This window comes from Planktotalea frisia, assembly GCF_001890925.1.
Classification (GTDB): Bacteria; Pseudomonadota; Alphaproteobacteria; order Rhodobacterales; family Rhodobacteraceae; genus Planktotalea; species Planktotalea frisia.
This window is the reverse complement of sequence record NZ_MLCB01000224.1, coordinates 1-13,538: the sequence shown is the minus strand read 5'-3', so window position 1 is coordinate 13,538 and position 13,538 is coordinate 1. Positions and strand designations below refer to the sequence as shown.

The 13,538-nt window shown below is 51.7% G+C and carries 15 protein-coding genes; 12 read left to right on the top strand and 3 right to left on the bottom strand.

From position 1 onward, the window contains the following. The first annotated feature begins 577 nt into the window (after positions 1–577). From PFRI_RS20470 to PFRI_RS20450, 5 genes are read left to right on the top strand one after another with little or no spacing between them, the layout of a single operon-like run. Positions 578–799, top strand: coding sequence for a flagellar basal body rod C-terminal domain-containing protein (locus PFRI_RS20470; protein WP_425439478.1), 222 nt, complete (start codon positions 578–580; stop codon positions 797–799). A 21-nt stretch (positions 800–820) separates the two neighbouring features. Further along, the gene (flgG, locus tag PFRI_RS20465; protein WP_072632552.1) at positions 821–1,606 is read left to right on the top strand and encodes a flagellar basal-body rod protein FlgG; all 786 of its coding nucleotides are present in this window, start codon (positions 821–823) and stop codon (positions 1,604–1,606) included. Then, positions 1,603–2,025 carry a flagellar basal body P-ring formation chaperone FlgA gene (flgA, locus tag PFRI_RS20460; protein WP_072632551.1) on the top strand — a complete coding sequence of 141 codons (423 nt, stop codon included), beginning with the start codon at positions 1,603–1,605 and terminating at the stop codon, positions 2,023–2,025. Before flgG ends, flgA begins: the two co-directional genes overlap by 4 nt. 15 nt (positions 2,026–2,040) lie before the next feature. Continuing rightward, positions 2,041–2,766 (top strand): flagellar basal body L-ring protein FlgH, encoded by a 726-nt coding sequence (gene flgH, locus PFRI_RS20455; RefSeq protein ID WP_072632550.1) that lies wholly within the window; start codon positions 2,041–2,043, stop codon positions 2,764–2,766. 12 nt (positions 2,767–2,778) lie between these two features. After that, positions 2,779–3,288, top strand: a complete 510-nt coding sequence (locus tag PFRI_RS20450; RefSeq protein ID WP_084649791.1) for a flagellar basal body-associated FliL family protein — start codon at positions 2,779–2,781, stop codon at positions 3,286–3,288. Here PFRI_RS20450 and PFRI_RS20445 read toward each other — a convergent pair. Both PFRI_RS20445 and PFRI_RS20440 read right to left on the bottom strand, forming a co-directional pair. Further along, positions 3,285–3,896: an enoyl-CoA hydratase/isomerase family protein gene (locus tag PFRI_RS20445; RefSeq protein WP_072632549.1), complete on the bottom strand. Its 612-nt coding sequence runs from the start codon at positions 3,894–3,896 to the stop codon at positions 3,285–3,287. The genes PFRI_RS20450 and PFRI_RS20445 overlap by 4 nt on opposite strands. Then, entirely contained in the window at positions 3,893–4,645 is a 753-nt protein-coding gene (locus PFRI_RS20440) for an SDR family oxidoreductase (RefSeq protein WP_072632548.1), read from the bottom strand. Before PFRI_RS20440 ends, PFRI_RS20445 begins: the two co-directional genes overlap by 4 nt. Before the next feature lie 123 nt (positions 4,646–4,768). Between PFRI_RS20440 and PFRI_RS20435 the strand changes: the two genes are divergently transcribed. From PFRI_RS20435 to PFRI_RS20405, 7 genes are all read left to right on the top strand, one after another. Next, positions 4,769–6,289, top strand: a complete 1,521-nt coding sequence (locus PFRI_RS20435) for a DUF2125 domain-containing protein (RefSeq protein WP_072632547.1) — start codon at positions 4,769–4,771, stop codon at positions 6,287–6,289. A gap of 113 nt (positions 6,290–6,402) precedes the next feature. After that, positions 6,403–7,749, top strand: a complete 1,347-nt coding sequence (locus PFRI_RS20430; protein ID WP_072632546.1) for a TldD/PmbA family protein — start codon at positions 6,403–6,405, stop codon at positions 7,747–7,749. Beyond that, positions 7,736–8,518: an inositol monophosphatase family protein gene (locus PFRI_RS20425; protein ID WP_072632545.1), complete on the top strand. Its 783-nt coding sequence runs from the start codon at positions 7,736–7,738 to the stop codon at positions 8,516–8,518. The genes PFRI_RS20430 and PFRI_RS20425 overlap by 14 nt, the downstream gene beginning before the upstream one ends. A 54-nt stretch (positions 8,519–8,572) precedes the next feature. Beyond that, a complete protein-coding gene (locus PFRI_RS20420) occupies positions 8,573–8,815 on the top strand; it encodes a DUF4170 domain-containing protein (protein ID WP_175549275.1) in 243 nt (80 codons plus the stop codon). Positions 8,816–8,822: 7 nt separating this feature from the next. Further along, positions 8,823–10,034 carry a 3-deoxy-D-manno-octulosonic acid transferase gene (locus PFRI_RS20415; RefSeq protein WP_072632543.1) on the top strand — a complete coding sequence of 404 codons (1,212 nt, stop codon included), beginning with the start codon at positions 8,823–8,825 and terminating at the stop codon, positions 10,032–10,034. Further along, a complete protein-coding gene (gene lpxK / locus PFRI_RS20410) occupies positions 10,034–11,017 on the top strand; it encodes a tetraacyldisaccharide 4'-kinase (protein WP_072632542.1) in 984 nt (327 codons plus the stop codon). Before PFRI_RS20415 ends, lpxK begins: the two co-directional genes overlap by 1 nt. A gap of 39 nt (positions 11,018–11,056) precedes the next feature. After that, entirely contained in the window at positions 11,057–12,460 is a 1,404-nt protein-coding gene (locus PFRI_RS20405) for an FAD-binding oxidoreductase (RefSeq protein ID WP_072632541.1), read from the top strand. A gap of 6 nt (positions 12,461–12,466) precedes the next feature. Here PFRI_RS20405 and hemC read toward each other — a convergent pair whose 3' ends face one another. Beyond that, positions 12,467–13,414, bottom strand: a complete 948-nt coding sequence (gene hemC / locus PFRI_RS20400; RefSeq protein ID WP_072632540.1) for a hydroxymethylbilane synthase — start codon at positions 13,412–13,414, stop codon at positions 12,467–12,469. Positions 13,415–13,538: the final 124 nt, after the last annotated feature.

Genomic DNA, 13,538 nt, shown 5'->3' with positions numbered 1-13,538 from the left:
ACCAGATACGCCGCCAACCTTCAAACCGCCCAAACACCAGATTCAGTCATAGCTCTCGCGTGATCGGCATTATCCTTAGATCGTAAACTGAGCTAATCAAAACGGTTTGGTTTGGATTGAAAAATAGCCCTATGGCTATGTGTCAGCCCAAAACATTTGCACCCTGGCTCCCTCAAACTAAGTCTCCCTTCTAGAATCAAAGCTCAGTTTGATTCGCGAAAAGAGTGTAAATCGTTCCAAAGCAGGTTGTGTTTCGTGCTAAAGCCAAATCGAAACGCATTGTTTCTTTACTGCCCTAAGGGCAGCTTCGATGGCGCTTGGTTTAAAAATGAAACAAAATTGACGATCAAGAAACGATCCACGGCTCAAAATCGAAAAGTGGCGGTTAACCCAAGTTAACGCGCCAAATATTGCGCCTTTCGACCAAATAGCGAAACAAAACCTCAGGAGCGTGCATTCGTTTCCAATTCAGCAACAATGGACCGGCACATTTTGAAGCCTCAAAGTAAATAGCCACAATCTAAAGGTGCATTTCTGAAATATTCAGAGGGAGATCCCCTATCAAGATGTCGCAAAATTGAGCGCCTATCGCGAATGTTCCCCCCAATACAAAGAAGGCAAAACGTTGACGAACCTCACAGGACGCGTCCGACAAGGGTTTCTTGAAGGATCAAATGTGGATTCCATGACCCAAATTGCGCGCATGATCGAAGTGCAACGCGCCTATGAAATGGGCCAAAGTTTCGCAGAAACTGAAAACGAGCGGCTGCGCTCTGCAGTTCGAACAATAATTAAATAGACAGAACAAAAAGGCAACGAAATGAGAGCATTAAAGATAGCCGCGACAGGTATGAGCGCCCAACAAATGCGGGTCGAAGTGATTTCGAACAACCCGGCGAACATGAGCACCACAGGCTACAATGCGCGACGCGCAGAGTTTGCCGATCTACATTACCAGCAAATGTCTCGTGCCGGTACGATAAACGCATCAGATGGCACCGTACTTCCCACAGGTGTTCAGCTTGGCCTTGGTGTGCGTTCTTCTTCGATTTCAGTTTACCTCGCACAAGGATCATTGTCCGCAACCAGCAGCGATTTAGACGTCGCAATTGACGGGCGCGGATATCTTGAGGTGACCCTTCCGTCTGGTGCGTCTGCATACACACGCGATGGATCGTTAAAGCGCACTGGCGAGGGTGTGATCGTGACCAATGATGGTTACCCTGTCGTTCCCGAAATCGTCATTCCGCAAGATGCCCGCAGTATCTCGATTAATGGCGACGGTGAAGTCTTTGCATATTTCGACCAAGCAGCTGAAGGGCAATTGCTTGGCCAATTCACACTCGCTGGTTTCACGAATGCCAAAGGTTTAGAGGCCATGGGCAGCAATCTTTTCCTAGAAACTGAAGCTTCGGGCCCCTCTCAGGTCTCCGTGCCTGGCACGGACGGGCTTGGCACATTGAGGCAAGGCTACTTAGAGGACAGCTCAGTTGATGCCGTGCGCGAAGTTACCGAGTTGATCGAGGCGCAACGAGTCTATGAATTGAATGCAAAAGTCATCACCGCCGCAGATCAAATGCTCGGCGCAACGACGCAAATCCGATGATCCGTGCATTTTTATTCACTATCTTTTGGTTCGCGGCGTTGCCTGTGAGTGCAGATATCGCAATCGCAACGCGCAATATTCGGCCCGGCGAAGTTCTTCGAAGCGTTGATGTTTTGATGGTGCGTGGGACCGCTGACGAGGCGTTTAGTGATCCCAATGACGTCATCGGCACCGAAGCCAGAACCGCACTTTATGCGGGGCGCACAATACTGCGTAATCAGCTTACAGCTGCGGCAAGTGTTCAACGAAATCAGATTGTTGAGCTGGTCTTCCTAAACAACGGTCTGTCGATGAGTACAGAAGGTCGTGCGCTTGCACGCGGGGCTGTTGGACAACGGATTCGGGTCATGAACCTCCCGTCTAAAACATCTATTTTTGGCACGATTGAGCGCAACGGCTCCGTGCGTGTCTCAGAATAAGGAGCGCTCGTTTTCATGCGGAAACATTTCATAATTTTAAGCATCTTTTCCTTGATCGGTTGTAGTGATCCTGACTATTTGGGCAAACCTCCATCGTTCTCTCCCGCAATGGAGTCGCGTGAACACAGTGCAATGATTTATCCAGGATTGCCTGAAACGGTACAGCGAACGTCTGTACTGGACGGCTCTTCGCTTTGGCGCGGGGATCGAAAATCTTTACTGGGGGACAGACGCGCCTTGCAACAGGGCGACATCATGACCGTGGTGATTGAAATTGACGATAAAGCAGAGATTTCAAACACGACATCACGCTCTCGCGACGGTTCTGACAGTGTTGAATTGCCTGAATTTTTCGGCGTAACGCAGCGCCTTGCCAAGAAATGGGAAGACGATGCGAGCCCTGCTAATACGATTGATCTAACCAGTAAGAGCAAATCCAAGGGGGATGGCTCTGTTCGGCGGAAAGAAAAACTAACCCTGCGGGTCGCGGCAACGATTATAGATGTATTGCCCAATGGCGTGCTTGCTATCGAAGGCACGCAAGAAGTTCGCGTGAACTTTGAACTACGAGAGCTTTTGGTGAACGGCTACGTTCGCCCCGAGGACATCTCACGACAAAACGAAATTACCTACGACAAGATCGCCTCTGCACGCATTTCTTATGGCGGGCGCGGGCAGATCAGTGACGTGCAGCAACCCCGCTATGGCCGACAGGTGCTCGAAGCAATCCTCCCCTTCTAAAGGAAGTCTCTTATGATTAAGAAACTCGTTCCGATAATACTCATTTTGGTCTTTGGCGGCGCAGGCGTTGCTGCAGGCCTCATGTTGAAGCCCGAAGACGTCGCAATGCTTGATGCCGACAACCCTTGTGGCGAAGATCCTAATAAAATGGCTGAAAAGCCCAAAGACAAGAGCAAGCCAGCGAAGGACGGCACAGAAAAATATGACTATGTAAAGCTAAACAACCAATTCATCGTTCCCGTTATCAAAGGGGATATTGTCCGATCTGTCGTTGTTGTGGCGCTTAGCCTTGAGGTTACGGCCGGCTCATCCGATGCTGTCTATGCGATCGAGCCAAAGTTGCGTGATACATTTTTGCAGGCGCTCTTTGATCATGCAAGCCGCGGTGGTTTTGATGGCGCGTTTGCTACGACGGAAAACCTCATTCGTATGAGAAGATCACTCAAAGAAAACGCGAGTAAAATTCTAGGCGATATCGTTAACGATGTTTTGGTCACAGATATTGCGCGGCAAGACAATTAACCACAACACATTTGCTTGATCTGAGCCGCGAGTTTTGGCTCAGCAGCTTTGCTGTCCGCTGCGATTTCTTTGGCAGTGCCCAACATCGTTTCAACATCACAAATGCGATCAATCAATCCGAATGCCAAAGCGTCATCCGCGAGGATTTTCTGTCCGCCCATCAAGATAAGCTTTGTTCTAGCAGGTCCAATCAACGCACGCATACGCGCAGGGTCAGAGGGTTGCGGTAAAAAGCCTAACTTCATGACGGGGTAGAAAAACTTTGCATTCGGAACCGCCAAGCGCAGATCACAAGCAAGGGCCATTCCCATCGCACCGCCAGCCAAAGTGCCATTCAAAGCCGCAATTGTGAGGCAAGGTAAATCAGCAATCGCGCCTGACAGTTCCTCCCAAATAGGAGAAACTGCTAAACCGGCGCGGGCGGCCTCCAAATCGGCACCAGCACTGAAAACTTTGCCTGCTCCGGTCAAAATCAAGACACGGGCAGCTTTCGCATCCCGTGCGATTTGTGTCAGGTCTTGCAACATTTTCAGCGTTAGAGAATTGGCTTTCTCAGGTCGGTTGATTGTGACTGTCCAAACACCGTCATCTTTTTCCAAGTCAATCATGACAAACCCACTCGCGCTCTGATGCTCTCATCTCGCAAGGAAATTTCTTCGCCAAGCCATGCATCCGCATCGGTGCCGCACATCCACAAAAGTGTCTGAGCGGGCCACTCTGCCGGTATATGAATATCCCAATCGAGCTGACTAACAGCGTTAATGCCTGACGTTTTGATCTCTTTTTGCATCTGTGTCGCAACAGTCCCTGGAGAAAGCCCCATGCAGCGCAACCCATACGCAGCATTTTCCAAATGAGCCATACGGGTCAACATCGCCGCCCCCGCTTTGGAACTGCAATAGTGTGACCAAGCTTCTATGGCATTGTGCGCAGCACCAGAACTGATCGTCAGGATTGTTCCAGACTTAGCCTTTATCATTGCGGGCAATACTGCACGCATACCGTTGAAAACGCCTGTTAAATTTATGTCAATCGCCTTCGCCCACTCTGCGGGATCTGCTGTTGCAAGATGTGAAATTGGTTCAATCACACCTGCGTTGTTGATCAAAACATCAATTTTTCCATATCTTTCACACGCCGTTTGAACCGCTTTTTCCATATCCGCGTAAGAGCTAACGTCACATGCAATCGCCAATGCAGCGTCACCAATTTCAGCAGAAATCGCGTTGATTGCACTTTCGCTGCGCGCCAACAAAACAACATTTGCGCCCTGATTTGCAAACAAGCGTGCGCTTGCTTCGCCTATTCCGCGGCTCGCACCGGTAATGACAACCGTTTTTCCAGCGACATCTGACATTTTCTAAAACCCTCATCGTTTGGGGGATTATCGCCAGATTGCCAAGCAAACGGCGCTTCAGCTTGACGTTGCCCCAAGCTCGGTCAAAGCTGCAAGCTGATTTGTTACTCAAAGGATACCATTATGTCTCTGCGGTCCGCTATTTTCAGCACGACTTCCCTTGTTTTTTTAGCGACGAGCGCTTCTGCCGATGTGAGCGCAAAGGACATTTGGACTGATTGGCAGAACTATATGGCTGGCTTTGGCTATTCGGTGGATGGCACGGAGACGATGTTTGGCAATACGCTCAAGGTCAGCGATTTAAAGATGAGCATTCCAATTCCTGAGGCTGGTGGCAATTTTGAACTCAATTTGGAAAACGTTGATTTCGTCGAAAACGGCGACGGAACCGTTAACCTTGTGTTCCCTGAAACGATGCCAATGACATTCGTAGCACTAGGACCTGAGGGCGAAGCCGTGAGCGGCGCACTTAATTACACGATGAACAATATGGACATGCGCGCAAGCGGAGATCTTAGCAAAATTCAATATGACTACAGCGCAGATCAGATCGGAATCGTACTGACAGAATTGGTAGTTGATGGCGACACACTTGCGTCGGACGCTCTTGAGGTGAAATTCAGCTCTAACGGCCTAAGCGGCCAAACCATTATGGAACCGGGCGCGTTGCGTAAAATTGTGCAAACAATGGCCTTGGGAGCAACCGAATATACGCTAAAATTCACAGATATAGAGAGCGACGCAATCGTTAATTTTGCAGGTTCGATGGCAGCATTAAATATGCAAGGCGACTCTGTGGTTCCGATCAGCTTCGATCCAGAAAATGTTAACGCAGCACTCGAGAGCGGTTTCGCGGTCGATAGAAATATCAGTTATACTGGATCAAATACGGCCTTTTCAATCATCGGTGGCGGCGATGAAATCAAAGGTTCGAGCAGTGCGGAAACAGCCAGCATCGGTGTGACGATGAACAAAGATGCACTTGGCTATTCCGGTTCCAGCACCGGCGTTAACTTTAATATGAACGGCAACCAAGTTCCGCTGCCAATTGTTGCTGGTCTAGGTGAACTTGCCTTTAACATACTGATTCCCGTTGCGAAATCTGAAGCACCGAGCGATTTTGCTCTTGGTGTTACGCTTGGTGATTTCGTTACATCCGACCAGCTTTGGTCAATGTTTGACCCTGGCAATATTCTGCCGCGCGACCCTGCGACAGTTTCCTTTGATCTGACTGGCAAAGCAAAGCTATTGTTTGACTTCTTTGATCCCACTCAATTGGCTGCCGTCGAAAACGGTGAAGCGATGCCAGCAGAGCTAAACGCGATTACTTTGCGCAATTTGCGTGTCGCAGCAGCAGGAGCAGAACTAACAGGAACAGGTGATTTCACCTTTGATAACAACGACCTCGAGAGTTTCGGTGGCTTCCCAAAACCAACGGGCGGAATTGATGTCGGGCTCGTTGGCGGCAATGGCTTGATGGACAAGCTCGTTCAAATGGGTCTTTTGCCACAAGAGCAAGCCATGGGCGCGCGCATGATGATGGGTCTGTTTACGAGACCCGCCGAAGGGCCGGATTCTCTGACCACAAAGGTTGAAATCAATGAACAGGGTCACGTCCTCGCGAATGGTCAACGCATCCAATAAATACTGATAGTTTTAAGGAATTAGGCCACGTGTTCGCGCGTGGCCTTTCCTCATGACCTTGTAACACATGCCTGAGCGGGCTACCTCCAACACAACCAATTTTCGGAGCTCCGATGTCGCAAAATCTTGAAGAACTAACTCACGCCCTTTTGCTCAGCGCCAAAAAAGCAGGTGCGGACACAGCAGATGCAATCGCAGTCAAAGGGACATCGCTTTCCATCGACGTGCGCGGCGGCGTTTTAGAGCAGGCGGAACGATCTGAAGGTGTGGACATCGGTCTACGTGTTTTGATTGGCCAGCGCCAGGCTTGCGTGTCCTCGTCCGACACATCCAAGATGACGATTGACGCCATGTGCGAACGCGTTGTTGCGATGGCCAAAGAAGCACCGGAAGATCCCTACATTGGGCTAAGCGATCAAGATATGCTCAGCGATTTGCGCGGAGCAGAAGGCTTGGAGCTTTACGATTCCACACCAGAACCAAAGCCGGAAGCGTTGCAAGATGACGCAATGAAGGCCGAAGCAGCCGCACTTGCGCAGAGCGGTATTAGCCAAGTGCAATCTGCGACGGGCGGGTACAGTGCACGCGAAATTCATCTGGCGGCGAGCAACGGCTTTACTGGTGGTTATAAACGCACGGATCGCGCGACATCTTGTGTTGCAATTGCCGGAACGGGTTCAGCGATGGAGCGGGATTACGACGGTGACAGCCGTATTTTTCAGGCCGATCTGCGTAGCGCCAGCGAAATTGGCCAGACCGCCGCAGAGCGCGCGTTGGCGCGCACGGGTGCGACCAAGCCTCCAACGGGTAGCTTCCCAGTTCTCTTTGACGAGCGTATTTCATCAACGCTGATCGGCCATCTATTGGCGGCTGTGAACGGTGCCTCTATTGCGCGCGGCTCTTCTTGGTTACGCGATGCTCTGGGTGAACAAATCCTACCCGATCATCTCAGCGTCATCGAAGATCCGCACCGCGTGCGTGTTCCCGGCTCGCGTCTATTTGACGCCGAAGGACTGGCGACACAAAAACGTGCGATCATCGAGAACGGCATGCTCACAGGTTGGACCCTCGATCACGCAAATGCCCGTAAACTTGGGATGAGCTCTACGGCAAACGCCGCGCGCGGCACCTCTGCGCCACCTTCCCCAAGCAATTGGAATATCGAGCTGACACAGGGCTCGCAAAACCGCGAAGATCTGATCCGCGATATGGGCACGGGTCTGCTCGTTACGTCTATGATCGGCTCTACCATCAATGCCACGACGGGGGATTACTCTCGTGGGGCCGCTGGCTTCTGGATTGAGAACGGTGCCGTCAGTCACCCGGTGAATGAATGCACAATCGCGGGAAATCTGCGCGATATGTTGATGCGTCTCACTCCAGCGAATGACGCGCGCTCGCATTTGTCACGTGTTGTTCCGTCGCTTTTGGTTGAAGGCATGACCCTTGCCGGAAACTGACCTCGACCTTTTAATCAAAGCTGCACAGGCTTCGGGCGAGATCGCCAAGACGTTCTTCCAGAACGCTCCAAAAACTTGGGATAAAGACGACAACGCAGGTCCTGTGACCGAGGCTGATCTGGCCGTGAACACTTACCTCGAAGACGTGTTGCGCACAGCTCGTCCTGATTACGGATGGCTGAGCGAAGAATCTCTTGATGAACCTGAACGCCAATCAAGCGAGTATGTGTTCATCATCGATCCCATCGACGGCACACGTAGCTATATCGAAGGGTCTCGCACATGGGCGCACTCACTCGCCATAGCACGCGATGGGCGCATCACGGCTGCCGCGGTGTTGCTTCCGATGCGGGATATGATGTTCAGCGCCGCGCTCGATCAAGGCGCCTTGCTCAATGGTGAAACGCTGCGTGTGTCTTCACAAAAAGGCTTCGAGCGTTCTGAAATTCTTGCAACCCGCCCTGTGCTTGAGCCGCATCATTGGAGCACAGGCACCGCCCCCCAGTTCAGCCGCCATCACAGACCTTCGCTTGCCTACAGGCTTGCTTTAATCGCGCAAGGCCGCTTTGATGCGATGCTCACTTTGCGCCCCAGTTGGGAATGGGACATCGCGGCTGGCGCGTTAATCGTTTCTGAAGCGGGCGGCACGATCAGCGACAAAACCGGCACGGCGTTGAAGTTCAACAACGTCGATCCACGTCTGAACGGCGTTGTTGCAGCGGGTCCGAACTTGCATTCTGAAATCATTGGCAAGCTGGCAGCAGCTTGACCACCCTACACCGCAAAAGATACGTTATATCCAATTAAAAATAAGGACGACATCATGGAACAGAGACTGCACCTTGTGTTTGGCGGTGAGCTGGTGGACCCAACCAAAAACGTCTTCAAAGACGTTGATGACTTGCACGTCGTCGGCATTTTCCCAGACTACGAAAAAGCCTTCAATGCGTGGAAAGCAGAAGCGCAAAAAACTGTCGATAATGCGCATATGCGCTATTTCATCGCGCATTTGCATCGCCTTCGGGATGAAGCTGCTGCAGCATCTTCGACAGAAGAGCTAGGATAAATCAGTCATGAGCTCGCTCAGCCTAATTGCTTATAAAGCGCTGGCGCGAAGCACGACTATTCCACAAACTGACCCCTATCCTGAGCGCCCCGATGGGCCGCTCATTTGGGGCGTTGTGCATGATGAGCACTCTGCGCGCGCGTTAATCCATTTGGTGGAACGGCTGCACCATTTGCGGGGGCCATGCAGCTTGCTGATGACTTACGCCGACAAAGCACCGCGCGTGCCCGATCGGAAAGGGCAATTTTGTTTTCAACTGCCGGTGGATACAGGAGAGACAGCACAGCGTTTTTTAGAGCATTGGAAGCCTTCGATATGCCTTTGGTTCGGCGGTGATCTACGCCCCGCGCTTATCGCCGAAACCAACGTTGCAAAGGTCCATATGATGCTCTTATCCGCTGAGGAGCATTTGCTGGATCAATCTGTTTGGCGTTGGCTTCCTTCGCTTGCACGCGAAACACTGCGCTCTTTCGCTTCCTTGGCAGCCCGCGATCAAGCTGCGCAAAAGAGCTTGCGAAAGATGAACGGGACGCAGCGGGACATCGAAATACATGGCACGCTGCAAATTGCAGTTGTCCCGCCGGCAGCGAACGAAAGTGTCTTCACCGAAGTTTCAAATGATCTCAACGGTCGGCCTGTTTGGCTTGCCTCAAACATCCAAGAAGATGAATTGAAAGACGTGCTCAAAGCGCACCGCGAAGTCGTAAAGATCAACCATCGCCTCGCGCTTGTGCTTGTCGCTGCCTCTTTTCCCGTCAGCGTGGAGGCACGTCGCATTCTCAAATCCCAAGGCTGGCGCGTCTGTCACTGGGAGGACGGCGACCCGATCGAAGAAAACACGCAGATCATTCTCGTGGAAGAACCAGAAGATATGGGTCTCTGGTATCGCATTGCACCACTCTCGTTCTTGGGGAGTTCACTTAGACCGCACTTCAACGGTTGCGATCCGTATGTTCCTGCCTCACTAGGATCTGCGGTCATCTACGGGCCAAACGTGCGTCATCACACCAGCAGTTATTCTCGCCTTGCAGCGGTCGGGGCTGCACGAATTGTTAAGGATGCTGAGGGGCTCACGATGGCCGTCGAAACCCTGCTCGCTTCGGATCAATCCGCGTTGATGGCACACGCTGCATGGGTTGCTATATCTGAGGGCGCAGAGGCAACGGATGCTGTGATAGAGAGCATCCAAGCTCAGCTAGACACGTTGGAAACGCCCTGATGAAGCCATTCAGTTTTTGGTACACACGCCCTGATGCGCTTGATTGGCGGGCTCGGCTTCTTGCGCCGCTTGGCGCGCTTTATGGCGCTTTGACCGCCTATCGCGTACGCCAACCTGCAACGTTTGTTTCGCCACGTCCTGTCATTTGTGTCGGAAACCTGAATGCAGGTGGCACAGGTAAAACACCGACCACAATCGCGCTTGTGCAAATGCTCTTGTCGATGGGACACACGCCACACATCGTGTCTCGTGGGTATGGCGGTTCGCTCAAGGGTCCACATTTTGTCAGTGCAAATGATGATGCCCGAGAAGTAGGTGATGAGCCGCTCCTGCTTGCCGCGTTCGCGTCAACTTGGGTGGCCAAAGATCGCGCCCTTGGAATCAAAGCTGCATGCGATACTGGAGCCAGTCATATCTTGATGGACGACGGCTTTCAAAATCCAAGCGTTAAGAAGGATCTGTCGATCATTGTCGTCGACGCGGGCAAAGGGTTCGGCAATGGTCTTTGCCTTCCCGCTGGTCCTCTGCGAGAGCCCGTTAGCGCAGGTCTAAAACGCGCGAATTTCATTCTATCCATCGGTAACAGCAAACATCAAACAGAGTTTGGGGCGACAATCCCGCTAAGCATTCCACGCCTGCAAGGGAGCCTTGATCCGCTTGAGACAGGGATCGACTTCACCAACATGCGCTGCATTGCTTTTGCGGGCATCGGTCATCCTGAAAAATTCTTTAGTACGCTTCGCAGCGTCGGCGCTAAGATCATTCGCGCAGAAGCCCTGAGTGATCACCAAACTCTAACGCCCGCTTTGATGAAACGTCTGTCAAACGATGCCCTGCTGCATGATGCACAGCTTGTTACCACTGAGAAAGACGCCGTGCGATTACCGCAGAGCTTCCGACAGCAAGTCGTCACTCTGCCCGTCCGCATTGTTCTAGATGAAGACAGCGAACTTCGCGCAGCGTTGACAGCTTTGAACGGCTGACCCACAAATACGAACACACTTAATTCGAAAGAGCACAGCATGATCGACACTCTCATAGACATCGTTGGAAAAAATCACGTGCTCACGGGTAGCGACACCAATCGCTGGCGAACAGAATGGCTCGATACTTATCCCTCTGACCCGATCGCCGTTGTGCGCCCTGCAACAACCGCCGAGGTCTCTGCGATTGTGAGGTTTGGTAACGAAACAAAGACCCCTATCGTTCCGGTAAGTGGCAACACAGGGCTTGCAGGTGGGGTCTCGGGCAAAGGCCATATCATGGTCTCGATGGAACGGATGAACACCATTCATGAAATTCGTAAAGATTCGCGGATAGCCATCGTCGATGCGGGTGTCATCCTTGGCGATATTCACAGCGCTGCGGATGCAGAAGGACTTGTCTTTCCGCTCACATTTGGGGCGCGCGGCAGCGCTATGATTGGCGGTAACATGGCGACGAACGCGGGTGGCTCTAATGTTGTGCGCTACGGCAATACCCGCGACCTTGTTTTAGGCGTCGAGGTGGTTTTGCCGACAGGCGAAGTCGCTGATCTGATGTCAGAGCTACGCAAGGATAATTCTGGTTATAATTTGAAGCACTTGGTGATTGGCGCCGAAGGAACTCTAGGGATCATCACCAAGGCAGTTCTCAAGCTGTTTCCTAAACCCAAAGCTTACGCGACTGCGATGGTTGCTGCTCCTTCTATAGGTGACGGCTTGCAACTGCTTAACCAACTACAGGACGCGACAGGTGGCTCTGTAGAAGCGTTTGAATACATGCCACGTGCGTATGTGGAACGTCATTTGGAAATTGATAGCACAGCGCGTGAACCTTTTGATGCACCGCATGAAGTAAACATCATGGTAGAGATCGGAACAACGATTGAAGCTAAAGCAATGCCTGATGCTTCGGGCCAGATCCCCCTTACAGGTGAGCTCGAAAACATTTTGGCTGGACTGTTTGAAAGCGGTGAGGTGCTCGACGCTACAGTTGCGCAAAACGAGGCACAACGCCGCGCGATGTGGGAGCGCCGTGAAGCTGCAGCAGAAGTTGTTCTAATGCACAAACCTCTCATCAATCACGACATCGCCGTGCCCTTGGAAAAGGTCGCAGCGTTTTGTGAAGCCATGGAGAAGCGTTTGCCGAACCTTGATCCTGGCGCAATCCCCATGATTGTCTCACACCTAGGGGATGGCAATGTGCATTATTCAGTCTGGGGCAAAAGTCAGGACCCTGACGTCCATGATGCCATCACAGAAGCAGTTGAAGATGAAACACTAAAACTCGGTGGGAGTTTTTCAGCAGAACATGGAATCGGAGTGAGCAAGCTCAATTCTATGAAACGCCGCAAAGACCCCGTGTCCATTGCGGCTATGAAAGCAATCAAAGCCGCACTCGATCCCAACAACATCCTTAATCCAGGCAAAGTATTACCCGACTAATTCAAGTTAGCTGCGCCATTCGAAAAAGCCTTCACCGGCTTCGGCCAAGAGTTTCGCTGCCATTGCACGGCCCATTTCAGCGCCATCCTCGATGCTTCCGCTGACATCGTCGCCGATGCTCTCTGAGCCATCGGGGCGCAAGACTTGACCGCGCAAGCGCATATTGGTGCCATCAAGTTCTGAAAGGCCTGCAATAGGTGTTTCGCATGACCCATCCAATGCTTCAAGAAACGCGCGTTCTGCGACAAGCCGTTGGCCCGTCTCTTGGTCATGGATCGCCTCAAGCATCTGAGCGGCCCGAGTATCATCAATGCGTCGTTCAATTCCGATCGCACCCTGTGCTACAGCGGGAAGCATTTCTTCGGTTTCAATTGCACTCTTGGCGACATGCGCCATGTCCAATCGACGCAAACCAGCAATCGCGAGGAACGTGCAATCCGCAACGTTATCCTCAAGCTTTTTCAAGCGAGTTTGAACATTGCCTCTAAATTCTACGACATTCAGATCGGGTCTAAAATGTAATAGCTGTGCGCGACGTCTTAGGGACGACGTGCCAACAACAGCGCCTGATGGCAAATCAGCTAGCCTGTCGTGACCCGCAGATACAAACGCGTCGCGCACATCTTCGCGCGGCAGATAAGTATCAAGGACAAGACCGTCCGGTTGGAGAACAGGCATATCTTTCATTGAATGAACGGCGATATCTATCGCGCCGCTAAGCATGTCGTCTTCGATTTCTCGCGTAAACAAACCCTTCCCACCGATCTCTTTTAGAGGCCGGTCAAGAATCTTGTCACCCGTGGTTTTGATCACCTTGATGACAAACGCTTCTGGAGAGAGATCGAAAGCAGTCGACAAACGTCGACGCGTCTCATGTGCTTGGGCCAACGCCAAAGGGGAGCCACGCGTGCCGATAATCAGCGGTGAGGTCGGGGAAGGAAGTGTAATAGTCATACGAATATGTTTATGAGTGTCTATCTAAGTTGACAACTATAGAAGTTGATAAACTTAACAAATCAATCGTGAAGTGGTCCGGCAAAACTGGACAGCGTGCTAAGATGTATCCAACCTTGAAGAC